This window comes from Pseudoalteromonas sp. J2K-J979, from assembly GCF_058169715.2.
Genome location: NZ_CM200282.1, coordinates 56,232 through 80,442, shown reverse-complemented (window position 1 = coordinate 80,442; position 24,211 = coordinate 56,232). Strand labels below are relative to the sequence as shown.

Below are 24,211 nucleotides of genomic sequence, written 5' to 3'. Positions count from 1 at the left end.
CACTTCGCCCTTTTTTATTAGTAAGTGAAGACTTAATGTGCCGTTATTGGTTGTTGCCCAACTTGGAAACTCGTAGACCAAGTATTGTTTATTTTCGCTAAGGTTTTACCCGAATGGATAGAGACGACAGGCGAATTTTCTCGCCTAAAATTAGTTCTTACTGATTGGGTAGTCGCCAGTTGTTCTATTTCCCAATTATCTTCACTTAAGCATGATTGTGTGAATTCGACAGCTTTTTTGTAGCTTTCTAATGCCTCTATTTGGCTGTTAAAACCTTTTTGACATTGGTAGCTGAGTTGGTTAGTAGAAAATTGCGAAATTTGACATTGGTCACCAACGAGCTGGTACTTGGCATGCCAGATATCAGCATATTTATTTGTTACTTTTTGTGCTTTTAAACCAGTAAACTGATTTTCATAGCCCTTAACTAACGCGTTTAACTTTTCACAGGCTGAAAGATTATCGACTTGCGCTTGTTGATCGGGCGTTAAAGTCGCGCTACAGGCGCTTAATATTAAAAATGAACTCATCAATGGGATAAAACGTGTCATAGATCAACCATCCATAGGAATTTTATAAAGGATATCGAACTCATTCCAGAAAAGCTATTCTCTGATAAAAAAAGAACGAATTGTCATCGTGTTATCTGAACTCGTTCGTTCTTTTTTGTTTAGTCCTATTTATGACGTCGCTGCAGGTTATCGATCACGTGTGTGACAGGAACATCTGCCTTTTGTAATAGAACAAAGAGGTGAAAAAGTAAATCAGCCGATTCATTTATTAACTCTTCTCTATCTTGCTTAACGGCCGCGAGCGCCACTTCTACCCCTTCTTCTCCGACTTTTTGTGCACTACGGCTGATATCTTTAGCAAAGAGTGATGCTGTATAACTTGTTTCCGCCGAGGCTGTTTTACGAGAGGCGATGACTCGGTCGAGTTGACCTAAAAATGCAAAGTCAGGGGCGGCGTCTGCAAAGCAACTTTGCGTGCCTAAGTGGCAAGTTGGCCCATCAGGAGTGGCCAAAACTAATAACGAATCGCGATCACAGTCTGTGTGCACCTCATTCACGTGCAGATAGTTTTGTGAGCTTTCGCCTTTAGTCCAAAGGCGCTGTTTCGAGCGACTGTAAAAGGTGACTTTGTCGTCATTTAAGGTTTTTTCTACGGCAGCTTGATCCATAAAGCCCTGCATTAAAATAACACCCGTCGCAGAGTCTTGCACAATCGCAGGAATAAGCTCAGTTTTTTTAAAGTCGAGAGATTGATAATTACTTATGTCGATTTTCATAGTCTTGTTGCTACCTGATTATTCGCTAAATACTGCTTTAATTCGGGAATGTCGATAATCTTTTTATGGAAAACACTGGCGGCCAGTGCACCATCGACATTGGCTTGTTGAAACACGTCGACAAAATCTTGCATGGTGCCAGCACCGCCTGATGCAATGAGAGGCACATGACACAGGTCACGAATGCTAGCTAATTGTTCGAGATCATAACCATTTCGCACACCGTCTTGGTTCATACAATTTAGTACGATTTCACCGGCACCTAAATCTTGCACTCGCTTGACCCAATCATGGGTGGTGTAGCGGGTGCGAGAAGATGCATTCGGATCACCGGTTAATTGGTAGACCAAATATTGATTAGTGTCTTTATCGTAAAAGCTATCAATTCCCACTACAACGCATTGCTTACCAAATTCATCATGTAACTCCTTGATTAAATTTGGATTTGCAATCGCTGGGCTGTTAATACTCACTTTATCGGCGCCTTGTTCTAACACTCGCCCTGCATCTTTGACTGATTTAATTCCGCCAGCAACACAAAATGGAATATCGATGTGCCGAGCGATGGTTTCAACCCACGTTAAATCTAATAAGCGCTTTTCGACACTCGCACTGATCTCATAAAACACCAGTTCATCTGCACCAGCATCACTGTATGCTTGTGCTAAAGGGAGAATATCGCCAATAATTTCATGTTCTTTAAACTTAACGCCTTTGACGACTTGGCCATTTTTCACATCTAAGCATGGAATTATGCGTTTTGAGAGCATGTAATTGCCTCCTCAACACTAAATGCGTTATCTAATAGCGATTTGCCTAAAATGATACCGCTGACACCCAGTGCAGTTAACTTGGAAATATCGTCTAATGAACTGACACCACCGGAAGCTTGAACTTTAATATCTGGAAATTCAGTGAGTAAATCTTGATACAAAGGAAACGAAGGACCAGACATTGTGCCGTCTTTACTTATGTCCGTACATAAAAACTCATTTAGGCCGAGATCTTTGTAAAAAGTAACCAGTTCAAATAATCCATATTCGGCATCATTAATCCAGCCATGTGTAGCTGGAAGCCAACCTTTACTCGTCTTGTTCACATCGAGCGCGATTACAAATTTTTCTGGGCCAAATTGGCTGATCCAACTTTGGACTATTTCGCGTTTCTCTATCGCCATTGAGCCAATCACTACTTGCTTCGCGCCGGCTGCTAGCCAAATGCTGATGTCTGATTCGCTTCGAATGCCGCCGCCGATTTGAAAGGGAACTTTGAGCCCTTCTAATGCTTTTTGAATGTGTTGCCATTGTTTTTTGCTCGGATCACGAGCGCCCTCTAAGTCTACTAAATGTAATTTAGACGCGCCGCTTCCTGCGTACTCGGCTAAACGAGCACTTAATTCAAATGGATAAAATTGCGCAGTATCGTACTTGCCTTGATATAGACGAACAATTCGGTTTTGTAAAACATCTAGTGCTGGAATGATCACAGTTTACATCTCTTTTGGTTGCGGCTGCTTAAATGCGCCATTCAATAAAATTGGTTAATAATTTCGCGCCCACTTTCGCAGAACGTTCAGGGTGAAATTGCATACCGGCATAATTATCTTTGGCCACGATGGCTGAAAAACGATTGCCGTACTCTCCACTGACTAAAGTGGCCTCATTACACCGATGAGCGAAGCTGTGAACGAAGTACACTTGATCTTGATTGGTTAATCCTTCTGTGAGTGCATGGGGGCGCTCGACATTCAGGGTATTCCAACCCATGTGTGGTGATGTTAAATCGCCAGTATTGAGCAATTGTACTTGGCCAGGGATCAAGCCTAAGGTAGCGATATGTCCTTCTTCAGTCGAGTCACATAAAAGCTGCATACCAAGGCATATTCCCATTAATGGCTTTTCATACTCTGAAATTGCTGCTTGCCAGCCACCGTCAATCAGACGTTTCATCGCCACGCTGGCGTGACCGACTCCAGGCAAAATAACGCGATCATATTGGGCGAGTTGTTCAGGTCGATTGATTACTTCAGTAGGACAGTTAAGTCGTTCAAACGCAAAGCGCACAGAGTTAATATTAGCGCAACCGGTATTAATAATAGCTATCATAACATTCCCTTTGAACTCGCTAGCACTTGGCTTTCATCTTTGGCAATCGCCATTCTTAATGCCCGAGAAAACGCTTTAAATAACCCTTCTACTTGGTGATGGCAATTTCCATCGCTGATTGACAAAATTAAACTCAGTGCGGCGTTGTCGGTTAAACTTTTGAAAAAGTGTTCGACCATTTGCACATCCATATCGCCGACTTTTTCTCGAGTAAATTCAGCATTGAGAACAAAAGAAGCTCGGCCGGATAAATCAATTTGAGCTTCAGCTTTGCATTCATCCATGGGCAGGGCAAAACCATAACGCGCAATTTGTGATTTGGTCCCCAGCGCTGTTTTTATTGCTTGGCCGAGTGCAATACCGATATCTTCAACCAAGTGATGTTCATCAATATACAGATCACCAGCGGCTTTGATGTCAAGCTCAATATTGGCATGGGTGCGAATTTGGTCGAGCATGTGATCAAAAAAGCCAAGGCCTGTTTCGATTGTCCCTTTCGCTGGGCTATCTAAGTTGAGTTGCAGCGATATTTGGGTTTCTTTGGTATTTCTTGAAATTGATGCACACCGATTTGGGGTGAGTAAGCGGGTGGTAATCGCCTGCCAATCACCTTGATAAAGTATGCCTTCACAGCCGATATTTTGTGCAAGGCCAATGTCTGTTTGGCGATCACCAATGACAAAGGAACGTGCTAAGTCAACTTTACCTGAGCGCAGGTAGCCTGTCATAAGCCCGGTTTTGGGTTTACGACATTGGCACTCATCTTCGGTAAAGTGCGGGCAAATTAACACCTCTTCAAATTTGATCCCTTGGCTACTAAAAATATCCATCATGTGCTCGTGCGCCACTTGATAATCAGCCTGTGGAAAAGAGTCGGTCCCTAATCCATCTTGATTTGACACGATCACCAATCGGTATCCGGCAGATTGTAATTGCAACAGAGCAGGGATCACCCCTGGCTCTAATTTAACTTTGGCGACACTATCGACCTGTTTATCTTCGATTGGCTCAAAAATTAGTGTGCCATCACGGTCAATAAATAAATATGGAAAACGCATTACGACTATCTCTTATTGTTGATTGATGGCATCGAGCCAAATAGTAACTTGGTCTAACTCGGTTTGATTCCCAATACTGATCCGTAACCAATTTTCTTGACCAAATAATGTAAAGGGGCGCATGATCAACCCCATTTCTTGAGCGACCGACATGACACTGCTTTTAACTAATTTGACTGTGACAAAGTTTCCTTCGCCCGACAACACTCGTTCAATGGCGGTTGACTTTTTGCACTGTGCGATGAGTGTTTGCTTTAACTGATTAAGCTCTTCTACTTGGGTCCGCATCGTGTTAATTGATTCTTTGTCTAAGGCTTGCTCTGCAATGGCAGCGACCACGGTTGATACTGGGTAAGGTGCAATTACTTTACGAATCGGAGCAAGTATTTCTGGACGGCTGAGAGTAAAACCACAACGAAGTCCTGCTAATGCAAATGCTTTAGACAGGGTTCTTAATACAATGACATTCGACAGTTCATTTATAAGGCAGACTGCACTTTGCTCATGGCAAAATTCAATATAGGCTTCATCAACGACTAATAAGGTTTTTGAACTCAATTGCGCGCTGATTTCTTTTATGCGCTCAACAGAGATCATTTCACCTGTTGGGTTGTTAGGGTTACAAATAAAGACTAACTTACTTGATCCTATTTCTTTGACGAGCGCGGCCACGGAGCCTGTCTGAAGTTCTAATTGAGTCAAAGCATTGATTGCGACATCATGGCTATCCGCAGTGACTTTATACATCCCGTAGGTGGGTAAAAATATCGCAATACTGTCTTTTTTTGGCTGACAGAAGGTGCGAATTAATAACTCGATGCCTTCATCCGCTCCACGCGTCATTAAGACATTGTTACAGTCGACTTGTGCATAATCTGCATACGCTTTAATCACACTTTCAGGCTGAGGTTCAGGGTAGCGATTAAGCGACTCGAGGGTGAGGTTTATCGTTTTTACAAAAGGACTTTCATTGGCGTTGAGCCAAGTGTTGCCGGTTAATTTCTCACTTTTTGCAGAGCTATAGGCCTTTAAATTTGCAATATTATCGGGTAGTAGTTGTTCAATCATATTGTTCATTCTTTATTTCTCCAACCGAATACTCACTGCTCGAGCATGTGCATCTAATCCCTCGGCATTGGCCAGAGGTAAGATAGCGCTTGATAACGCTTTGAGACCAGTTTGACTAATTGTTTGTACGGTGTAAGTACGATAAAAGTCTAATAAATTGAGACTTGAATACACTTGGCTATAGCCATAAGTGGGTAAAACATGGTTGGTACCGGACGCATAATCACCTGCTGATTCAGGGGTATAGTCCCCGACAAAAACAGAACCCGCGTTCTTGACCAACGGCACATAGCGTGGCGCATCCTCGAGTTGTAAGATCAAGTGCTCAGGCCCATATTGCGCTGAAACATCAAATGCTTGCTCAATTGAATCAATCAAAATAAACGCTGAATTTGCCAATGCTGCTCGAGCGATATCGGCGCGGGATAGGCTTTTGAGCTGATCGTCTATTGCACACTGAGTTTGCTCAATGATAAGCGGGCAATTACATAATAAGATGACTTGCGAGTCAGCTCCGTGCTCCGCTTGTGATAACAAATCGGCAGCAATAAACTTCGGATCTGCACGTTCATCCGCAATCACTAATACTTCAGATGGGCCTGCAGGCATATCAATTGCGAGCCCCGGCACTTGTTGTGAGACTAATTGCTTGGCCATGGTTACAAAGCTGTTTCCCGGGCCAAAAATTTTAAAGACTTTAGGGACTGATTCGGTACCATAGGCTAGAGCCGCAATTGCTCCTGCGCCCCCAGCTTCTATTATTGTCTTAATACCACATAAATACGCAGCGTATAAAATAGCTGGGTTAATGGGGGAATTGCCTTTGACAGGCGTAGCTAAAACAACCGTTTTTGCGCCACTTAATTGTGCAAGGACACCTTGCATTAACACAGAGGAGGGGAGCGGTGCGCTTCCTCCCGGAACATAAATACCGACCGCTTCAATGGCTTGATATTTTAATTCACACACGACACCTGGGGTTGTCTCTAGTCTAATATCACTCGGTTGCTGTGCGGTGTGGAACTTTAAAATGTTGGTATAAGCTTGCTCAATCGCTAACTTTAGTTCAGGTGCTAATAATGCGCCTGACTGGGCGATTTCATCAAATGGCACCCGTAAACGAGCACTATCACGTTGATCAAATTGTGCAGCAAGCTCGATTAATGCCTGATCACCTTCTGCTTTAACACGTGCAATAATCTGTTGTGTTGCCTCTAAAATGACATCATTTTGACTTACTGCTGGGCGGGTTAGCGCGGCAGTTTGCTCAGTTAAAGACACCTCATTCCACAGTATCATGGGTCTTACTCCATCATTTTTTCAATAGGCATAACTAAAATTGAGCTTGCGCCTAAGGCTTTGAGTGACTCCATAGTTTCCCAAAAGAGCGTTTCGGAACTAACCATGTGCAACGCAACCAGCTCTTCTGAACCAGCAAGCGCTAAAACCGTGGGTTGACCAGTACCCGGTAATAATGCGCAGATTTCATCTAAACGCGCTTTAGGTGCGTGCAACATAATGTATTTGCTTTCTTTAGCTTGCTTTACACCGCGTAAGCGCGGCAAAAGTTTGTTGATTAGTGATAATTTTGCGTCGTCTTGTAAAGCTGGGTTTTGAATTAGACATGCATTTGATTCTAAGATTGTTTCACCTTGCATTAAGCCATTGGCTTCAAGCGTAGCGCCAGTAGAGACAAGATCACAAATTGCATCAGCCAACCCTGCTCTAGGGGCAACTTCAACTGAGCCGGTCAGCATGACCACGCTGGCTTTAATGTTCTCACGGATTAAATATTGCGAGAGAATTTCAGGGTATGTGGTCGCAATTCGCTTGCCTTCAAACCACTGTTTTGACTGCGCGCCCAGCTCTTGTGGCCAGGCTAAAGCTAAGCGACAATAACCAAAATCTAACTTAGCAAGTTTGTTTACTTCACTTGGCAAAGTTTGACGAGCTCGCTCAGCCTGAGCTTCGACTAACACATTTTCACCGACGATGCCTAAATCGCAGACACCATCCATGACTAAGCCTGGAATATCGTCATCGCGAACACGGAGAACATCAATCGGCATGTTGGTTGCGTGTGCGATTAGGCGTTGCTCGCGTAATTCGAGTTTGACACCTAACTGTTTGAGGAGATCTTGGCAGTCTTTCGATAGACGGCCTGATTTTTGAATTGCGATGCGTAAGCGAGTTGAATCTGTCATTTTATCATTTCCTAATTAGTAAAACTAAAAACCCCGAGGGGAACCTCGGGGCGAAATGATTTGGTTTAACAAGACGCTGGAGGTTCCTTTTTAGGAATAACCCCTCAGCGAAAGACCTGAAAGGCTATTCCGATGAATGATGGTGATGATGAATAGTGTTCAGGTTAAACGTCATTGTATGTACTCTTGTTAATAAATGTTTAAGTATTGTTTACTTGCTATATAGATAATCATGCTTTGGCTACGGGTGCAATAAAAAATTTCGTCATTTAAAGAATATGGTATAACTGTCGATAATATAGATTAGGTACACGGTATAATTTAAGGAGTTGTTAATGGATGCGATTTTGCCTTTCTTGCCTCGAATTGCTTATGTAACACCACTTGAAAGGCGTTCAATTATTGTTGCGGGTGTGCAAGATGCGAAAATTAAGAAATTAACAAAAGATTTAAAGCAGTTAGATTTAAAAAAAAGAATGCTCTCAGATGATAAAAGTGAGCCTGATGAACAAGAAGACGAAAAAGGGAGTCACTTAGATACGTGGGCGTAAAGGAATTTGAGCTGGTTATCTTAGTGAGAGTCACGTACTATCCTGTTTTCTTAGGTCCTTACTTAGCTTTTTAATGGCGAATTTAGCAGATGTATTTAGTGCTTCGGGTCCGATGGCACTGCAGATTAAAGGGTACCAACCTCGCCAAGCGCAAATTGATATGGCACTGGCTGTTGAGCACGCGATCAAACATCAGCAGCAATTAGTTGTTGAGGCGGGCACTGGTACAGGTAAAACGTTTGCGTATCTTGCTCCTGCGTTACTCAGTGACAAAAAAGTCATCATTTCTACGGGCTCTAAAGCTTTACAAGAACAACTTTATCATCGAGATTTACCCAAATTATTAAAAGTGCTTACCAAAGGTAAGAAAACGGCGTTACTAAAAGGCCGCGCTAATTATCTTTGCCCACATCGATTAAACCAGCATGTTAGTCATGTGCCGACTGATGACAATGACATCATGCATGAACTTGCTATGGTTGCTAAGTTTGCTACCGAAACTCAGTCAGGTGATATGGCTGATTGTATCGGTATTGAAGAAGATGCCAAAGTGTTACCCTATGTCACTTCGACCGCCGAAAATTGTTTAGGGAAAGAATGCCCAGAGTTCGATCAGTGTTATATAAAAAATGCTCGTTTGAATGCGATTGAAGCCGAATTAGTTGTCGTTAATCACCATTTATTTTTTGCTGATATGGCAGTAAAAGAGGGCGGTTTCGGTGAGCTTATTCCAACTGCAGATGCGTATATTTTTGATGAAGCACATCAGTTATCAGAAATTGCGAGTCAGTATTTTGGTCAGACGGTCAGCACAAAATCCTTGTTTGATCTGATTAAAGATCTAAGGTTAGTGTATCGAACTGAGCTGTTCGACATGATCCAACTCGGTAAAGCACTCGATAAACTCGAGTCCAGTGTCGCGGACTTTCGTCTGCAATTTCCGATTGATAGTATTCGTGCAGATTGGCGTGAAGCGCTCAAAAATCCGAGCATTACACGAGCAGTCGAACGAATCGTCAATGACATCACTTTTTTATATCAAGTGACCAAATTAGCGTTGGAACGCACGGACTCTATTACTCATTTATTCGATCGCTGTGTCAGTTTACGTAAACTGCTAGAAACGATGTTCGACACTAAAGAAGTCGGCTTTAGTTATTGGTATGAAACAACTCGACGTAATGTCAGTTTTCATGTAACGCCGCTCAATATATCAGAAAAATTTGCCCAATTAATCGAGCAATCTCAAGCTGGATGGATCTTCACGTCTGCTACGCTCTCAGTAAACGGTGAATTAAAGCATTTTAATCAAGCTCTTGGTTTAACTCCGAAACAAAGTATCATTGTTGATAGCCCCTTTGATTACCCCAATCAAGCACTATTGTGTTTACCAAGATATTTACCCGAAGCCAACTCTCCTGAAATGGCTCATGCTCTGGTAAAGGTTTCTTTGGCAATGATCAATGCGGCAAAAGGACGCTGTTTTGTATTATTTACAAGTTATCGGGTTATGAATCTGGTTGCCCAAGGGCTGAGCTCGTTGGTCGACTACCCTATTTTCGTCCAAGGTCAAACATCAAAGCGGATCTTGTTAGAAAAATATCAACGTCATGGTAATGCAGTGTTACTCGGCACAGCTTCGTTTTGGGAAGGGGTTGATGTGCGTGGAAGTAGCCTAAGTTGTGTTATTATTGATAAACTTCCTTTTGTTGCGCCAGATGATCCTTTGTTACAAGCTAGAATGCGTGATTGTAAAGCACAAGGGGGAGAACCATTTTCACAAATTCAACTCCCACAAGCGGTTATTACGCTCAAACAAGGGGTCGGTCGCTTAATTCGTGATCAACAGGACAAGGGGGTGTTGGTGATTTGTGATAACCGTTTGGTCACAAAACAATATGGTGGTTTATTTTTAGCGAGCTTACCACCAATGAGCCGGACCCGAGATTTAGATAAAGCCGCCGAATTTTTAACATTAATAGAGTAATATGAGCCAAAATATTTTAGCGTTTGACGCATCCACTGAAGCATTATCTGTAGCTGTTCAAGCGCAGCGTACTAGTTGTCATTTTGAAGAGTGCCCGCAGCAGCATAGTCAAAAAATTTTACCGACAATCAAAGCTATGTTGTCTCAAGCCGCTGTTAATTTAAACGATATCGATGTTATTGCATTTGGTCGTGGACCCGGAAGTTTTACTGGCGTACGTATTGGTGTTTCTATCGCACAAGGGCTCGCTTACGCAGCTAACATACCGGTTGTTGGTATTTCAACTATGCAAGTGATGGCTCAAGAAGCGTTAGAAAAACATGCGGTGGATAATATTTTTGTTGCGATTGATGCGCGTATGTCCGAGGTTTATTTCGCTCATTACCAGCGTGACAAGAATGGCATGGCAAAGCTGGTTGGTGATGAAGCAGTTCTGAAGCCGGGTGAATTGGTGTTAGATGATGTTAAAGGAGTTGCAGTGGGAACAGGGTGGCAGGCCTATCCAGAAATTATTTTGAGTGAGATGATTCGTATTGATGGACAGATTTTATTGCCAAACAGTGAATATATGCTGGTTATAGCCCAAACACAGTTTGAACAGGGCTTGGCTACATCGGCTGAAGAGGCTCAGCCTGTTTATGTACGCGATACCGTAACATGGAAGAAATTACCGGGTCGAGAATGATTGTTTTATAACCTATGTAAAATTTTAAATTGTCATTTATACTTACTAGCGTCTGCAACTTATAGGGAAACGTTGTGAGTTTGATTGTAAATTCAAACATTGATTCAGTTCGATTATATCGGCCTGCCGCAAAAAAGGTGCAGGCTGATCTGCAATCAACAGCTTCCTCAGAATCTCAGCATCAGCCATACATTAGAGCTGACGCAAACACGCTACTAAACTTAACCAAGCAAAATCCCTTTAATGAATCGCACTCAACCATTTATGATCAACCTACACAGAAGATGAGTGCAGCTATCCAAGTTTATAAAACGCTAGCAAACTTAGATAGAAGGGAAGAAATTCAGCAACTTGTTGGTGTCGATATTTATGCATAAATTATCAGGAGACATTGCCTCCTGATTTTTATAGCTTGATAAAGTCGATGAGCGTATTGGCGATATCAGTATTGTTTAGGTGGCCTCTTAATTGCTCACTGCCAGCGCCGTAGGCAAAAACAGGCACATCAATTGCTGTATGACCGCCCGTCGTCCAACCGGTATAACTCTTTTCATTTATAATTGTTCGCACTGCATTAAAGATAGATTCATTATCAATCTTTTTAGCGTTACGTATTATGTCAACTTGGTCAGTGGTTAACGGCCATTTTACATAGTGGTCCCATGTTTGTTTAACATCTGACGTTTGTGTTATTTCTGACGCTAATTTACTCGCGCTGACACTGACTTCTTTAATTACGGATGTATCCCACTTGTATTCGCCATGCGCACCCAGAGTTAATCCTCCTGTTGAATGATCCGCTGTGATGACAAGCAAAGTATCTGGATGTTGATCTACAAACTCTTTTGCTAATGTAACGGCTTGAGCGAAATCGTGCATTTCAGCCATTGCGCACCGAATATCGTTTGCATGTCCACACCAATCGATTTGACTGCCTTCAATCATGGCAAAAAAACCTTTTTCGTTTTGATTAGTAAGCAAATCCAGAGTTTTCTTGGTCATTAATGACAGGTGGTTTTCACCTGAATCAGCTGCGTAACTCATGGCAATATCGGCAAATAAGCCGATAGCAGGTAGTTGACCAATGTTTTGAAGATCAGACAGTTTATCTGTGTATAAATAGCCTGCTTTTTTGAATTCGGCGATTAGGTTACGATCTTCTCGAATGAAATACTTAGTTCCGCCTCCGAGTAAAAGGTCAACAGGGTACTGGCCGTTTATTTTATTATCGATATAGTCATCAGCAATCTCGTTATAATTTTTACGATGAATATTATGAGCCGCAAAACTGGCTGGTGTGGCATGATTTATCTGTGATGTTGCAACCAAAGCCGTTGTCATATTTTTTTGTTTGGCAATTTCAAGCATTGTTAATAACGGCTTTTTATGCGTATCAACAGCAATAGCACCATTATACGTTTTTTGTCCGGTACTGAGTGCAGTAGCGCCGGCCGCGCTGTCGGTAACATAAGTATGATCATCGGGGAAAGTGCGCGCCATACCGGTTAAAAGCTGGTCAAATATCGTTGTTTCGACATCTTTAGTTGCCGGATTATCAGAATAATAACGGTAGGCAGTAGTATAAGCAGGGCCCATACCATCACCAATCATATAGATGATGTTTTTTGGAGAGTTTGCGTAAAGTGCGCTTGAAAATAAACTAATTGCGCCTAGGGAAATCATGTATTTCATAGTATGTTCTTTTTATTAACGACAGGCCATTTTAGGGTGAAAACTCGAGAATAAAAACTAAAAATCGGTAAAACACTCAAAATACCTGCCGAAAAGTTAAGGAAAGTAACATGAGAATAAATCAACTAACCTTTAATACCCCAGACTTAAAGATCAGCGCTCAGCAATGTGGTGATAAAACCGCTGATACTCTACTCGCAGTGCATGGTTGGCAAGATAATAGCGCGAGTTTTTTACCGTTATTCTCTGAACTTAAAGAAATTAATGCTGTCGCACTGGATTTACCTGGACATGGGTTATCTGATTGGCGACACTCGCAGGCGCATTATTATTTCATCGATTATGTCGATGATTTATATCAAGTCATATCACAAAATTATGAAGGTCCCATTCATTTAGTCGGGCACTCGATGGGCGCGATGGTGGTCAGTCTTTTTGCTGCTTGCTTTGCGTCGATGGTTAAATCGTTAACCTTGATTGACGGCGCTGGGTTTGTTACGACATCCGAAAAAGACACAGTAACACAACTGCGACAAGCAATTATAATGAGGGAACGAACAAGACTAAAAAAAACTCAACGTAGTGGCTACAAAAATATTGATGAGTTGATTGATAAACGATTGAAAGTTAGCGATCTTTCATTAGAATCATGTCGATTATTAATGGAACGAAATACAATTGTTGATGGGACTGGCGTAAAACTCACCATTGACCCAAAATTAAAACATCATTCAGGTTTTAGGTTTGACTTAGCTCAGGCTAAAGCAGTTTGTCAAGAGATCCGCATACCAGTGAATTTAATTCTTGCGGCTTCTGGCTTGGAGCAAATGAAATCAGCCTATGAGCTGTTTGGACCTGAATATAAAAAAATAACAGTATTTAATGTTGAAGGTGGTCACCACTGTCATATGGATAATCCCATAGCTGTAGCGCAAGTCTTACAAGGAATCATCACGCCTTTATCGTGAGCTAATTGTAACTTTTAAGCAAATGTGTGATGATGTGCGACCATTTAGAGTAAATACTCAATTGTTTAATCGCCTTAGTTGATTTAAGGTTACTATAATGAATAAAAATAAGAGGGGCTAACGGTGGATAAAATCTGGCTTAAAAGGTATCCCGAGGGCATGCCTGAACAAATAGATCCAAGACACTACAACTCCCTGCTAGACCTATTTGAAATAAGTTTCGCAGACTATGCGCAGTTACCTGCATTTGCCAATATGGGCAAAACTCTGTCTTACCAAGAATTAGATCTGGCGACAAAGAAATTTGCTTCCTATTTACAAAATGATTTAGGGCTAAAAAAAGGCGATAAAGTGGCAGTTATGATGCCCAATTTATTGCAAACCCCTATCGCGATTCTTGGTACCTTAAGAGCTGGTTGTACTGTGGTGAATGTTAATCCACTTTACACAGCGCGAGAATTAGCGCACCAGCTTAATGACTCGGACAGCCAAGCTATCATCATTTTGGCAAACTTTGCTCATACTCTTGAAGAGGTGTTACAAGAGACACAAGTTAAACATATTGTCCTGAGTGAAATTGGCGACATGTGTGGTGGGCTAAAAAAACATTTGGTTAATTTTGTGGTTAAGCACATTAAAAAAATGGTGCCAGCCTTTAAATTACCAAACCCGATTGCGTTCAACCAATTAATGTCTGATGCAGATGAAGGAAAATATCAACGTCCTGAACTTCATCATGAAGATCTTGCTTTCTTGCAATATACAGGTGGAACAACTGGCGTTTCGAAAGGGGCAATGTTAAGCCATGGCAACATGGTTGCAAACCTCGAGCAAGTATCTGGTTGCTTAGATAAAGTACTTGATCGTGGAAAAGAAGTCGTGGTCACGGCACTTCCACTATATCATATTTTTGCTTTGACAGCGAACTGCCTCACTTTCATGAAATACGGAGGCTTAAATCTCCTGATCACAAACCCTCGTGATATGCCAGGTTTTGTTAAAGAGCTAAAAAATAATAAATTCACTGCAATTACCGGTGTGAACACGTTATTTAATGGTTTATTGAATACGCCAGGGTTTGATGAATTAGATTTTTCAAATCTAAAACTCTCATTAGGCGGTGGAATGGCAGTGCAAAGGCCGGTTGCTGAGCGCTGGCAACAAGTGACTAAAAGTCGACTCGTTGAAGGCTATGGTTTAACTGAATGTGCACCTTTGGTAACGATAAGCCCTTATGACTTAGATGGTTACAACGGTTCAATCGGTTTACCAGCTCCGAGCACCGATATAAAAATCATGGGCGAAGATGGCCAAGAGGTTGCTAAAGGTGAAGCTGGCGAATTGTGGGTGAAAGGCCCACAAGTTATGCAAGGCTACTATAAACGACCAGAAGCAACAGCTGAATGCATGAAAGATGGGTGGTTTGCGACTGGTGACATTGCGACATATGATGATGAAGGATTTTTCTTTATTGTTGATCGTAAAAAAGACATGATCATCGTCTCTGGCTTTAACGTGTTTCCAAATGAAATCGAAGAAGTCTGCATGATGAATCAGGGGATCCTTGAAGTTGCTGCAGTGGGTGTGCCCCATGAAATTAGTGGCGAACAAGTGAAGATTTTTGTTGTTAAAAAAGACCAATCTTTAACAGAAAAAGATATAATAGACCATTGTCGAAAAAATCTAACTAACTACAAAGTCCCTAAATTTGTTGAGTTTAGGGAAGAGCTCCCTAAAACGAATGTTGGGAAAATTTTAAGGCGTGCCTTAAAAGAAGCAAGTTAAGAAAAGCCGGCTAATGCCGGCTTTTCTAATAAAAGGGCGAAGATTTGAATTATCAAACCATAACAGACCAGTCAGAACTCAATCAGTACCTCGAACGTATTGCAAAAAAAACCATTCTTGCCATCGATACCGAATTTATGCGTCGTCGTACTCTGTATCCTGAAATCGCGCTTATTCAAGTATATGATGGCGAACATTTAGCATTGATAGATCCGTGTAGTGATTTAGATTTAACGGCTTTTTGGCAGTTGATGACTGAACAGTCGATTTTAAAAGTGTTTCATTCACCCTCTGAAGATGTTGAAGTATGTATCAAACATGGCCAATGTGTGCCTAGCCCGATGTTTGATACACAATTTGCTCTGTCATTATTGGGAGAGCCAAATTGTGTCGGTTTTGCTTCAATGGTTGAAAAACTCCTCCACTTAGAAATAGATAAGAGTGAATCGCGCACTAATTGGTTGCAACGTCCTCTTACCACCAAGCAACTTGAATATGCAGCAGGTGATGTGCTTCATTTAATGCCTTGTTTTGAGATTATTTATCAACAAATAGCTGAACGTGATTTGCTCGAGGTTGTATTAGGGGAAAGCGAATTACTTGTTTGTAAACGTGCGTACCAGACGCCCAACGAAACCTTGTACCTCGAGATTAAAAATGCGTGGCAATTGGCACCATCTGAATTGGCAATTTTAAGAGAGTTAGCGGTCTGGCGCCGTGACAAAGCGCGCAATAAGAATTTGGCACTTGGCTTTATTTTGAAAGAACATAACATGTTCGAAATAGCGAGACGGAAACCTCAATCTTTAACTCAGTTACGCAATGTGCCTGGCGTTGAAGTGATGGAAGTAAATAAATCAGGGAAGGAAATCTTAGCCTGTGTCAGCAAAGGCCAAAATGGTTCACCAGAACTCTTACCTGAAAAAGTCAAAAGACTGATAGATTTTCCACAATACAAACGTTTTGCTAAAATCATTAAGCAGCGGCTGGCAAAAGTTGCAGATGCAACAGGGATCCCGCTGGATGTAATCGCGAGTAAAAAACAAATTAATCAATTTTTATCTTGGCATTGGAAATTATCAGCAGCTGATAAACAAGCGTCTTTAGTACCAGATCTAATGACGGGTTGGCGAAAAAAAATAATTGGTAACAGCTTAGATGATTGGGATAAATAACAAAGGGTTGCGAAAGCAACCCTTTGTTATTGGATGTTATTTACGTTCGTCAGGTAGAGTCACATTAAGCTCTAGCACGGATAAATCGTCTTCATTTTGTTCAAATTGGACTTGAACCTGATCTGAACTAATGGCGACATATTTGCGGATCACATCAAGAATATCTTGTTTTAGTTGCGGCAAATAATCAGGTGTGCCTCGCTGCGAACGTTCATGCGCTACGATGATTTGTAAGCGCTCTTTTGCAACGGATGCCGTTGCTTTCTTGGGTGAGCGAAAATAATCTAATAATGACACACTATCCTCCAAATATCCGTTTGAAAATACCTTTTTTCTCGACGCTTAAAAAGCGAAAATCTATCACTTCTCCAAGCAGACGCTCTATGGCATCTTGATATGCTTGGCCAGCGTCTGATTGACCATCTAAGATCACAGGTTGACCAGAGTTAGATGCATTAAGTACTGCTTGAGATTCAGGAATAACACCTAACAAATCGATAGCAAGAATATCTTGAACATCTTCGACTGAGAGCATTTCACCACGCTCAACACGCTCAGGGTTATAGCGGGTTAACAATAAATGCTCTTTGATTGGATCTCGGCCTTCTTCGGCACGTTTTGATTTGCTTTGTAAAATGCCCAATATGCGATCTGAGTCACGCACAGAAGACACTTCAGGGTTCGTGGTCACAATGGCTTCATCAGCAAAATACAGTGCCATCATCGCACCTGCTTCGATACCTGCTGGTGAGTCACACACGATAAAATCGAACGTTTCTTTTAATTCATTCAGTACTTTTTCAACGCCATCTTTGGTGAGCGCATCTTTATCTCGAGTTTGTGAAGCTGGCAGTAAAAATAGTTTTTCGACTCGTTTATCTTTAATCAAAGCTTGGTTAAGGTTTGCTTCACCGTTAATAACATTGACGAAGTCATAGACTACTCGACGCTCACAGCCCATTATTAAGTCTAGATTTCTCAAACCAATATCGAAATCAATTATAACGGTTTTGTACCCTTTTAAAGCTAGGCCAGTGCCGATTGCTGCACTTGATGTAGTTTTGCCTACACCACCTTTACCTGAAGTAACGACAATAACTTTTGCCATGAGTGTTATCCTTTAACCAATGCGGTAATTTCTAAAGTTTCTTGTTTTAATTGCACACAGGCTGGTAAACCCCAGTGAGCACCTTGGAGTGATTCACTTAACCAGTAATTTCCATTGACTGAAACAAGCTCTGCCTCTAATTTCTGACAGAATATTTGTGCGTCACTGTATCCTTGTGCGCCAGCTATAGCACGCCCTCTTAGCGTACCGTAAATATGAACATTGCCATCAGCAATGACTTCTGCTCCGTGACTCACGGAGCCTTGAACGATTAAATCGCGGTTTTTGGCATAAACTTGTTGGCCAGAGCGCACCGTACCTTGGATGACTTGAGGGGGTAAATACACTTCTTTTTCAACTATTGAGTTGCTAGAAGAGACAGGTGCAGCTGGTTTATTATCTTGTGCATAATTGAGCACGGATAACATGGCCTCTTTTGCCTGAGCATTTTGTCCCTCACTGCCATTGCATATACCAACAGGGTTAAGCTTTAAATCTAATAATATTTGTTTGAGTGCTGTAAAATCGAGTGCTTGTTCTTGTACTGATTGCAGGTTTATAACGATGGGGGCGCCATAAAAAAATTTAGGGGCTTGTGCTATTTTTTCGTCTAATTGTTTGGCAAGAAGGGCACTATCGCTTTGATACAAATGTAAAACCGATAGGGTAAATAAATTGCCTTTTAATTCGAATATTTGTTCTGACATAGGGGCTCTAATGATCCGCGTACCTTTATTATTTAATCGTTGTTTAACGCTAGCGCCGGCCGCAAATTCTCTCACTTTTTAATTCTTCCATGTTATAGTGTCGACCATCTATAAGCAAGACGTAAAAGGCATAGAATGTTAACCGCTGTCTATAAAAGTAGTAAAAAAATTGATACTTATCTTTATGTAGAACGAAAAGATGATTTTTCCAAGGTGCCAGAAGCGTTAATGTCGACTTTTGGTAAACCAATACTCGTGATGGTAATCAATATTCGTGATAGAAAAGCCCTCGGCGTTGCTGACGTTGATAAAGTGCGTGAACAACTATCCGATAAAGGTTTTTACTTGCAAATCCCACCACCAACTGACAATCTGCTAGACCAACTCAGAAAAGAAAATGGAGCAAATCAGCTGTGATAAAAAAAATTGCGTTTTTAGTCTTTAGTGCTGCAGGTTTATGTTTGACAAGTGCAGTTAACGCAGATGAACAACAAGAAAAATTTAATCAATATGTCGTCAAATTAAAGTCTGAAGCTTTAGAAAAAGGGTATGAATCGGCATTAATTGAACAAGCATTCGCGACAGTCACATTTAAAAAGAAAGTGCTTAAAGCGGATAAAAATCAACCCGAAGTGAAAGAGACACTCGAAACCTACCTGCCAAAACGGGTACCAAAATGGAAAGTCGACCGGGCTCGCAAACTGTATGCAGAAAATAAAGTAGAACTTGAAAAAATTGCCGAGGAATTTGGTGTTCAAGCACGGTTTATTGTTGCGTTGTGGGGGTTGGAAAGTAATTTTGGTAAAATTCAAGGTTCGTTCCCAGTCATTTCCTCGTTAGTGACCTTGGCCTTCGATGGGCGACGTGAAACCATGTATAAAAATCAATTGTGGGCTGCGTTAGATATTTTAAAGCAAGGACATATTGATATTGATAATTTCAAAGGCTCATGGGCGGGGGCGATGGGTCAAACTCAGTTTATGCCCACTTCCTTTATGGCGTATGCAGTTGATTATGATAAAGACGGAAAAAAAGATATTTGGCAAAACCAACTCGATGCCTTTGCTTCAATTGCTAATTATTTGAAACAAGCCGGTTGGAATGACTCGTTAACTTGGGGAAGACAAGTGCAACTTCCTGAATCATTTGATGCGCAGTATGTACTTAAGCGTGGTACACGCTCTCGCAAAGAGTGGCTCAACGAATGGAAAGTATCTGAACGTGACTTAAGCAAATGGCAGGCTTTAGGTGTAAGACGTGCAGATGGGACTAATTTACCAGATGTGACGCTAACAGCTGCGCTGGTGATGCCTGATGATATCAATGGACGTATGTATTTAGCGTATGACAATTATAAAGCGTTAATGCATTGGAATCGTTCTTACTATTTTGCCACGTCAGTCGGTTTCTTATCAGATCAAATTGGTTATCCGAAGATTTAGTCTCTATTCATTCAATCATTTTTGCGCCGCTTAAGGCTTTGGGCTAAAATGCCCGCCTTATCGGGGCGATTAGGTTGAAGTAGTATGTTACAAGAGAGTTTCTGGCAACAGAAAAGTTTGTCAGAAATGACACAACAAGAATGGGAAGCCATTTGTGATGGTTGTGGCAAGTGTTGTTTGAATTCATTTATCGACAGTGATGAAGATGAGGATGAATTTACGCCGACAGATACTTTACGCGATGGTGAAGAAGTCATCTTTACAAACATTGCTTGTCAATACTTAGATGCATCAGCCTGTACGTGTACTGATTATATAAATCGACAACGCCTCGTGCCCAGCTGCGTCAAACTCACGAAAGAAAACTTAAAAGATATTTTCTTTATGCCGCAAAGTTGCAGCTACCGACGTCTGCACGAAGGCCGAGGTTTGGCTAGTTGGCATCCACTTCATCATGGTGGCGACAAAACAGTGATGCATGACGCTGGGATCAGTGTGAAAGATAAAGTTGTAAAAGACAACGAAGTCAATTTAGATAACTTCCAAGATTACATTGCTACTTGGCCTACCTTTGATATGGATTAATCGATATGGATCAATGTAAAAAAGTGGCAATAGGGCTGATTAACCCAAAAAGTCCAACCAATGTTGGGGCTGTCATGCGTGCCGCAGGCTGTTACGGTGTCAATAATGTCTATTACACAGGCACACGTTTTGATAAAGCCAGAAAATTTCACACTGATACTAAAAATATTACGGATAAAATACCATTAGTCGGTGTTGAAGATTTACAACAGGTACGCTCATCAACCTGTAAAGTCGTGGCAGTTGAATTAATTGAAGGGGCGACCTCCTTACCAAAATTTACCCATCCCCATGATGCTTTTTATGTTTTCGGCCCTGAAGACGGCTCAGTCAGTAAAGACGTGTTAGCTTGGTGTGACGAGGTCGTATATATTCCCACCATTGGCTGTATGAATTTAGCGGCCACCGTGAATGTACTTTTGTACGATCGACTGGCTAAATCCGAGCACATCGTTGATGGTGATGAGTTGATAAGGCAAAGTCGCGATGCGAATAATAAAATAGTGCTGAGCGACATTAAAAAGTTAAACAGATAGAAAAAGACCACCAAATGGTGGTTTTTCTCTCTCTGGCTGCGATTAATAATCAGATTTAACTTGCTCTTGCTGTGTAGCGACTCGATTTGATAATACGGCTTGTAAGTTATGTAGCAAGCCCGAAGCACCAAATCTAAAATGTTGGCAATTAATCCACTGTTCCCCCATTATTTGAGCCGCTATATGCAAATATTCTTTTGCTTGTGTGAGAGTTTTAACGCCACCCGCCGCTTTAAAACCAACTGGTTTCTGACTTGTCTTAATCACATTGAGCATAATCGATGCGGCAGGTAGAGTCGCATTTATTGGTACTTTTCCTGTACTGGTTTTAATGAAATCTGCACCAGCAAAGATAGCCAATTCACTGGCTCGTTTTATCATTATTTCGTTTTGCAAGGCGCCAGATTCAATAATGATTTTGAGAGTGTGCTGGCCACATACTTTTTTAACGGCTTTGACTAGGGTTGTCACAGCTTGTTCATCTCCCTGTAAAAGCGATTGATAGGGGATCACACAATCAATTTCATCAGCGCCGTTGTCAAGTGCTTGCTGTGTTTGTTTAAGTACAGACTCAAGAGGATCATTACCTTCAGGAAAATTCACTACTGTAGCAACCAACACCGATGAAAGTGCAAGCTGTTCGAGGGTGGTTTTTACTAATGTTATAAACTGAGGGTAAACACATAATGCCGCCACGTTAAACGGGCCAACTTTGGCTTGTTGGCACAGTTGAATAATGCTCTGGTCGGTATCTGTATCATTTAAACTAGTGAGATCGATGAGTTGCAATGCCTGTTTGGCATGTTCATATTGTTCCATGGGTTACCTACTAAACTATAAGTGGTCAGCAGCAAAGCGCGGCTTTTAACGCGGACTTGGTTCCTTGAAGACTTAGCGATTGGCTAATTTAAATCCATTTAAACCAATACAAGACTAGTAGACCTCAAACTGGTGCCAAACACCAGCCTGTGGTTTAAAAAAATCAATCATTAAGTTTGATTTTACTGCCCATAATTTAAAGATCATTGTGTGTTGGAAGCGCAACAAACGAACCATATCGACTGACGGTCACAGCAGCACATGTTGCAGCAAACTCAGCTGCGCGAGTTAGGTGATCGTCTGTCAGATCTGAAACAGAAACAGCGCGTTTATCAAGATAAAATAATACCCCCGCCATAAACGAATCACCTGCAGCGGTCGTATCGCAGGCTTCGATAGCAGAGACATTAATTTGGCGAGTGTGTTGCTGGCTATAAATGGTGATTGGATCAGCCCCATTAGTGATGATGATTTGTTTAACGCCAAGGCCTAAACAGCGTGCAATGGTGTGTTCATCGGTACTGGGTTTATGGCTGTTATTCGACAAAAAAGTTAATTCTTCTTTGGCCAACTTAAGGATATGAGAATGAGATATACATTGCCAGATCCGCTCTGCGGTATATCGCTGGTGAGGCCATAAATTAAGCCTTAAATTCATATCAAAACTAATTAATAAACCATGGCGCTTGGCTAATTCAATTCCTGCTATGGTGGTTTGATGAATACTTTTTTCTGTCAGGCTATTACTACAAAAATGGAAGTAACCATGAGAAGCAAACATTTGTTGGTCAAAATGTTCTGTTTTAAATAATAAATCAGCGGCAGGTGGTCGGTAAAAACTAAACGAGCGCTCGCCCTGTTCATTGAGTGAGACAAAAGCCAGTGCAGTTTTGGCCGCTGAAGTCGCGACACAATACTCAACGTTGACGCCAAAATGAGTAAGCTCTTGATGTAAAAACTGGCCAAACATGTCATCACCTAACATGCCACAAAACGAACTTTTGCCCCCTAGTTTACTTATCCCAACGGCGACATTCGCTGGTGCACCACCCGCAAATTTAGTAAATGACTCTGGGCTTTGGCCATTTGACAAAAAATCAATGAGTACTTCACCAAAACAAATTACACTCATTAACATTTCTCCTTTAATCTTAGTGCTCGGATCACTTCATAACAGGCGCCCATTGTATGATAATCTGTTTTTCCTGCGGGACTTTTTTCGTCACTATAGGGCCGATTATCACGCGTTAAAATGCGGTACCAACCACCATGCTTATGGTCAATCATATGTTGCCACGCATATTGCCAAATTTTATCATACCATTGCCAATACACTGCTTTACCTGTTTCTATTGCCAATAGTGCTGCTGCCGCGATTGACTCAGCTTGCACCCAAAAATACTTATCATCATCACAAATTGTTTTATCGGGGGCAAAACCATAATAGATGCCGCCATGCTCTTGATCCCAAGCTGTATCAAGTGCGGTCAAAAATAAGGCTTCAGCACGTTCAACAAGCCAAACGTTCGGACGATGTCGATTTAGCATGATCAACAGTTTCGCCCATTCCGTTAAATGTCCGGGCTGAAAACCCCAAGGACGAAATAAATGTTTCGGATTATCGATGTTGTAAATCCAATCTACTTGCCAATGTTGATCGTAATGTTCCCACACTAATCCATTGGCCAAGTCTGCTTGACGAACTGTTATGTTGTGAGCGATGAGTAAAGCACGATCAAGATACAGAGTGTTATCTGTGGCCTCATAACAAGTGATCAGTGCTTCACATAAATGCATATTGGCATTTTGACCACGATATGGACTTGTCTGGTAAAAATCATCACTGATTTCATCTAAATATAAACCATGATTGGGTTGCCAGTAGTGCTTTTCTAAAAACTGCCACGTCGTCACGAGTGCGTCGCTTGCAGCTAAAACGCCAGCTTTAATCGCTACAGCATTAGCAAGTAAAACAAACGCCAAGCCATAGCAGTGATTTGTGCCATCAGCTACCTGGTTATTCTCAAGCAACCAAGCAAAACCGCCATTTTCTTGACGATGCTGTTGGTTAAGATATTTCAGGCCGTGCTCGGCTCGCAATTGATAATCATGAATATTAAACTCGCAATAGGCCATGGCGTTATTAAACACAAACCGTGTACTGGATACCAAGTGCCTGGTACTTGAATTGTAAACAGTGCCATCATCTTTAAAAAAATGATAAAAACCACCTTGTTGATCAAGGCTACGTGGATCGTAAAACGCCATAATGGATTGTATATGTTGGCGCAAAAATTCAATGGATTTAAAGTCTGGCATGATTGGCTCAATTTATATCTGATTAAATAAACTATACCTGTTTTAATTTTCTTTTGGAACGATCCATTAAATTAATTGTGATTTTATATCCTTGCTGTGTACAATCGAAGCACAACGTTAATGGAGAGT

Annotated in this window: 27 protein-coding genes; 11 read left to right on the top strand and 16 right to left on the bottom strand. The window is 41.5% G+C overall.

The annotated features are described in order from the left end of the window. Positions 1-32 precede the first annotated feature (32 nt). The 9 genes from AC3KVK_RS16870 to hisG form a co-directional block, all read right to left on the bottom strand. On the bottom strand, positions 33-551 hold the full coding sequence (locus AC3KVK_RS16870; protein WP_490310502.1) for a hypothetical protein: 519 nt from the start codon (positions 549-551) through the stop codon (positions 33-35). A 125-nt stretch (positions 552-676) separates the two neighbouring features. Further along, complete coding sequence (gene hisIE, locus AC3KVK_RS16865; RefSeq protein WP_490310503.1) at positions 677-1,288, bottom strand: bifunctional phosphoribosyl-AMP cyclohydrolase/phosphoribosyl-ATP diphosphatase HisIE; 612 nt, start codon at positions 1,286-1,288, stop codon at positions 677-679. Further along, the gene (gene hisF / locus AC3KVK_RS16860; protein ID WP_490310504.1) at positions 1,285-2,058 is read right to left on the bottom strand and encodes an imidazole glycerol phosphate synthase subunit HisF; all 774 of its coding nucleotides are present in this window, start codon (positions 2,056-2,058) and stop codon (positions 1,285-1,287) included. Before hisF ends, hisIE begins: the two co-directional genes overlap by 4 nt. Beyond that, a complete protein-coding gene (locus AC3KVK_RS16855; protein ID WP_490310505.1) occupies positions 2,040-2,774 on the bottom strand; it encodes a 1-(5-phosphoribosyl)-5-[(5-phosphoribosylamino)methylideneamino] imidazole-4-carboxamide isomerase in 735 nt (244 codons plus the stop codon). The genes hisF and AC3KVK_RS16855 overlap by 19 nt, the downstream gene beginning before the upstream one ends. Positions 2,775-2,802: 28 nt before the next feature. Beyond that, positions 2,803-3,393 (bottom strand): imidazole glycerol phosphate synthase subunit HisH, encoded by a 591-nt coding sequence (hisH, locus tag AC3KVK_RS16850; protein ID WP_490310506.1) that lies wholly within the window; start codon positions 3,391-3,393, stop codon positions 2,803-2,805. After that, positions 3,390-4,451, bottom strand: coding sequence for a bifunctional histidinol-phosphatase/imidazoleglycerol-phosphate dehydratase HisB (gene hisB / locus AC3KVK_RS16845; RefSeq protein WP_490310507.1), 1,062 nt, complete (start codon positions 4,449-4,451; stop codon positions 3,390-3,392). Before hisB ends, hisH begins: the two co-directional genes overlap by 4 nt. Before the next feature lie 12 nt (positions 4,452-4,463). After that, complete coding sequence (gene hisC, locus AC3KVK_RS16840) at positions 4,464-5,528, bottom strand: histidinol-phosphate transaminase (protein ID WP_490310508.1); 1,065 nt, start codon at positions 5,526-5,528, stop codon at positions 4,464-4,466. Positions 5,529-5,531: 3 nt separating this feature from the next. Continuing rightward, a complete protein-coding gene (hisD, locus tag AC3KVK_RS16835) occupies positions 5,532-6,818 on the bottom strand; it encodes a histidinol dehydrogenase (RefSeq protein WP_490310509.1) in 1,287 nt (428 codons plus the stop codon). A gap of 5 nt (positions 6,819-6,823) precedes the next feature. Further along, positions 6,824-7,723 carry an ATP phosphoribosyltransferase gene (hisG, locus tag AC3KVK_RS16830; RefSeq protein WP_490310510.1) on the bottom strand — a complete coding sequence of 300 codons (900 nt, stop codon included), beginning with the start codon at positions 7,721-7,723 and terminating at the stop codon, positions 6,824-6,826. Positions 7,724-8,058: 335 nt separating this feature from the next. On the opposite strand from hisG, the gene AC3KVK_RS16825 reads away from it, so the two are divergent. The 4 genes from AC3KVK_RS16825 to AC3KVK_RS16810 all read left to right on the top strand — a co-directional run bounded on the left by AC3KVK_RS16825 (position 8,059) and on the right by AC3KVK_RS16810 (position 11,323). Next, positions 8,059-8,274, top strand: coding sequence for a hypothetical protein (locus tag AC3KVK_RS16825; RefSeq protein WP_490310511.1), 216 nt, complete (start codon positions 8,059-8,061; stop codon positions 8,272-8,274). 73 nt (positions 8,275-8,347) lie between these two features. Then, the gene (gene yoaA, locus AC3KVK_RS16820) at positions 8,348-10,261 is read left to right on the top strand and encodes a DNA repair helicase YoaA (RefSeq protein ID WP_490310512.1); all 1,914 of its coding nucleotides are present in this window, start codon (positions 8,348-8,350) and stop codon (positions 10,259-10,261) included. Between the two features lies 1 nt (position 10,262). Continuing rightward, the gene (gene tsaB / locus AC3KVK_RS16815) at positions 10,263-10,946 is read left to right on the top strand and encodes a tRNA (adenosine(37)-N6)-threonylcarbamoyltransferase complex dimerization subunit type 1 TsaB (protein WP_490310513.1); all 684 of its coding nucleotides are present in this window, start codon (positions 10,263-10,265) and stop codon (positions 10,944-10,946) included. 74 nt (positions 10,947-11,020) lie between these two features. Beyond that, the gene (locus tag AC3KVK_RS16810; protein ID WP_490310514.1) at positions 11,021-11,323 is read left to right on the top strand and encodes a hypothetical protein; all 303 of its coding nucleotides are present in this window, start codon (positions 11,021-11,023) and stop codon (positions 11,321-11,323) included. A 28-nt stretch (positions 11,324-11,351) separates the two neighbouring features. Here the strand turns inward: AC3KVK_RS16810 and AC3KVK_RS16805 are convergent, their stop codons facing one another. Next, positions 11,352-12,638, bottom strand: a complete 1,287-nt coding sequence (locus AC3KVK_RS16805) for an alkaline phosphatase (RefSeq protein ID WP_490310515.1) — start codon at positions 12,636-12,638, stop codon at positions 11,352-11,354. 110 nt (positions 12,639-12,748) lie between these two features. On the opposite strand from AC3KVK_RS16805, the gene AC3KVK_RS16800 reads away from it, so the two are divergent. The 3 genes from AC3KVK_RS16800 to rnd all read left to right on the top strand — a co-directional run bounded on the left by AC3KVK_RS16800 (position 12,749) and on the right by rnd (position 16,566). Next, entirely contained in the window at positions 12,749-13,606 is an 858-nt protein-coding gene (locus tag AC3KVK_RS16800) for an alpha/beta fold hydrolase (RefSeq protein WP_490310516.1), read from the top strand. Positions 13,607-13,729: 123 nt separating this feature from the next. Then, entirely contained in the window at positions 13,730-15,391 is a 1,662-nt protein-coding gene (fadD, locus tag AC3KVK_RS16795) for a long-chain-fatty-acid--CoA ligase FadD (protein WP_490310517.1), read from the top strand. Between the two features lie 44 nt (positions 15,392-15,435). Next, on the top strand, positions 15,436-16,566 hold the full coding sequence (gene rnd / locus AC3KVK_RS16790; protein ID WP_490310518.1) for a ribonuclease D: 1,131 nt from the start codon (positions 15,436-15,438) through the stop codon (positions 16,564-16,566). A gap of 36 nt (positions 16,567-16,602) precedes the next feature. Here the strand turns inward: rnd and minE are convergent, their stop codons facing one another. The 3 genes from minE to minC are packed head-to-tail and all read right to left on the bottom strand — an operon-like array spanning position 16,603 to position 18,381. Continuing rightward, positions 16,603-16,863, bottom strand: coding sequence for a cell division topological specificity factor MinE (minE, locus tag AC3KVK_RS16785; protein ID WP_490310519.1), 261 nt, complete (start codon positions 16,861-16,863; stop codon positions 16,603-16,605). A gap of 1 nt (position 16,864) precedes the next feature. Next, the gene (gene minD / locus AC3KVK_RS16780; protein WP_490310520.1) at positions 16,865-17,674 is read right to left on the bottom strand and encodes a septum site-determining protein MinD; all 810 of its coding nucleotides are present in this window, start codon (positions 17,672-17,674) and stop codon (positions 16,865-16,867) included. Between the two features lie 5 nt (positions 17,675-17,679). Beyond that, positions 17,680-18,381, bottom strand: a complete 702-nt coding sequence (gene minC / locus AC3KVK_RS16775; RefSeq protein ID WP_490310521.1) for a septum site-determining protein MinC — start codon at positions 18,379-18,381, stop codon at positions 17,680-17,682. 135 nt (positions 18,382-18,516) lie between these two features. On the opposite strand from minC, the gene AC3KVK_RS16770 reads away from it, so the two are divergent. The 4 genes from AC3KVK_RS16770 to AC3KVK_RS16755 all read left to right on the top strand — a co-directional run bounded on the left by AC3KVK_RS16770 (position 18,517) and on the right by AC3KVK_RS16755 (position 20,944). Further along, positions 18,517-18,798, top strand: a complete 282-nt coding sequence (locus tag AC3KVK_RS16770; RefSeq protein ID WP_490310522.1) for a YcgL domain-containing protein — start codon at positions 18,517-18,519, stop codon at positions 18,796-18,798. Beyond that, positions 18,795-19,823, top strand: coding sequence for a lytic murein transglycosylase (locus tag AC3KVK_RS16765; protein WP_490310523.1), 1,029 nt, complete (start codon positions 18,795-18,797; stop codon positions 19,821-19,823). The genes AC3KVK_RS16770 and AC3KVK_RS16765 overlap by 4 nt, the downstream gene beginning before the upstream one ends. A gap of 84 nt (positions 19,824-19,907) precedes the next feature. Continuing rightward, entirely contained in the window at positions 19,908-20,408 is a 501-nt protein-coding gene (locus AC3KVK_RS16760; RefSeq protein WP_490310524.1) for a YcgN family cysteine cluster protein, read from the top strand. 5 nt (positions 20,409-20,413) lie between these two features. Further along, positions 20,414-20,944 (top strand): RNA methyltransferase, encoded by a 531-nt coding sequence (locus AC3KVK_RS16755; protein WP_490310525.1) that lies wholly within the window; start codon positions 20,414-20,416, stop codon positions 20,942-20,944. A 42-nt stretch (positions 20,945-20,986) separates the two neighbouring features. On the opposite strand, the gene deoC is transcribed toward AC3KVK_RS16755, so the two are convergent. The 3 genes from deoC to AC3KVK_RS16740 form a co-directional block, all read right to left on the bottom strand. Then, on the bottom strand, positions 20,987-21,763 hold the full coding sequence (gene deoC, locus AC3KVK_RS16750; RefSeq protein ID WP_490310526.1) for a deoxyribose-phosphate aldolase: 777 nt from the start codon (positions 21,761-21,763) through the stop codon (positions 20,987-20,989). A 196-nt stretch (positions 21,764-21,959) separates the two neighbouring features. Beyond that, entirely contained in the window at positions 21,960-22,895 is a 936-nt protein-coding gene (locus AC3KVK_RS16745) for a carbohydrate kinase family protein (protein ID WP_490310527.1), read from the bottom strand. After that, entirely contained in the window at positions 22,895-24,082 is a 1,188-nt protein-coding gene (locus tag AC3KVK_RS16740; protein ID WP_490310528.1) for an AGE family epimerase/isomerase, read from the bottom strand. The genes AC3KVK_RS16745 and AC3KVK_RS16740 overlap by 1 nt, the downstream gene beginning before the upstream one ends. Positions 24,083-24,211 lie beyond the last annotated feature (129 nt).

Excerpts from the sequence above, each read along its gene's own strand:
- AC3KVK_RS16870 (WP_490310502.1), bottom strand. The coding sequence starts at position 551 with ATGACACGTTTTATCCCATTGATGAGTTCATTTTTAATATTAAGCGCC.
- hisIE (WP_490310503.1), bottom strand. The coding sequence starts at position 1,288 with ATGAAAATCGACATAAGTAATTATCAATCTCTCGACTTTAAAAAAACT.
- hisF (WP_490310504.1), bottom strand. The coding sequence starts at position 2,058 with ATGCTCTCAAAACGCATAATTCCATGCTTAGATGTGAAAAATGGCCAA.
- hisH (WP_490310506.1), bottom strand. The coding sequence starts at position 3,393 with ATGATAGCTATTATTAATACCGGTTGCGCTAATATTAACTCTGTGCGC.
- hisB (WP_490310507.1), bottom strand. The coding sequence starts at position 4,451 with ATGCGTTTTCCATATTTATTTATTGACCGTGATGGCACACTAATTTTT.
- hisC (WP_490310508.1), bottom strand. The coding sequence starts at position 5,528 with ATGAACAATATGATTGAACAACTACTACCCGATAATATTGCAAATTTA.
- hisD (WP_490310509.1), bottom strand. The coding sequence starts at position 6,818 with ATGATACTGTGGAATGAGGTGTCTTTAACTGAGCAAACTGCCGCGCTA.
- hisG (WP_490310510.1), bottom strand. The coding sequence starts at position 7,723 with ATGACAGATTCAACTCGCTTACGCATCGCAATTCAAAAATCAGGCCGT.
- AC3KVK_RS16825 (WP_490310511.1), top strand. The coding sequence starts at position 8,059 with ATGGATGCGATTTTGCCTTTCTTGCCTCGAATTGCTTATGTAACACCA.
- yoaA (WP_490310512.1), top strand. The coding sequence starts at position 8,348 with ATGGCGAATTTAGCAGATGTATTTAGTGCTTCGGGTCCGATGGCACTG.
- tsaB (WP_490310513.1), top strand. The coding sequence starts at position 10,263 with ATGAGCCAAAATATTTTAGCGTTTGACGCATCCACTGAAGCATTATCT.
- AC3KVK_RS16805 (WP_490310515.1), bottom strand. The coding sequence starts at position 12,638 with ATGAAATACATGATTTCCCTAGGCGCAATTAGTTTATTTTCAAGCGCA.
- AC3KVK_RS16800 (WP_490310516.1), top strand. The coding sequence starts at position 12,749 with ATGAGAATAAATCAACTAACCTTTAATACCCCAGACTTAAAGATCAGC.
- minD (WP_490310520.1), bottom strand. The coding sequence starts at position 17,674 with ATGGCAAAAGTTATTGTCGTTACTTCAGGTAAAGGTGGTGTAGGCAAA.
- minC (WP_490310521.1), bottom strand. The coding sequence starts at position 18,381 with ATGTCAGAACAAATATTCGAATTAAAAGGCAATTTATTTACCCTATCG.
- AC3KVK_RS16770 (WP_490310522.1), top strand. The coding sequence starts at position 18,517 with ATGTTAACCGCTGTCTATAAAAGTAGTAAAAAAATTGATACTTATCTT.
- AC3KVK_RS16760 (WP_490310524.1), top strand. The coding sequence starts at position 19,908 with ATGTTACAAGAGAGTTTCTGGCAACAGAAAAGTTTGTCAGAAATGACA.
- AC3KVK_RS16755 (WP_490310525.1), top strand. The coding sequence starts at position 20,414 with ATGGATCAATGTAAAAAAGTGGCAATAGGGCTGATTAACCCAAAAAGT.
- deoC (WP_490310526.1), bottom strand. The coding sequence starts at position 21,763 with ATGGAACAATATGAACATGCCAAACAGGCATTGCAACTCATCGATCTC.
- AC3KVK_RS16745 (WP_490310527.1), bottom strand. The coding sequence starts at position 22,895 with ATGAGTGTAATTTGTTTTGGTGAAGTACTCATTGATTTTTTGTCAAAT.
- AC3KVK_RS16740 (WP_490310528.1), bottom strand. The coding sequence starts at position 24,082 with ATGCCAGACTTTAAATCCATTGAATTTTTGCGCCAACATATACAATCC.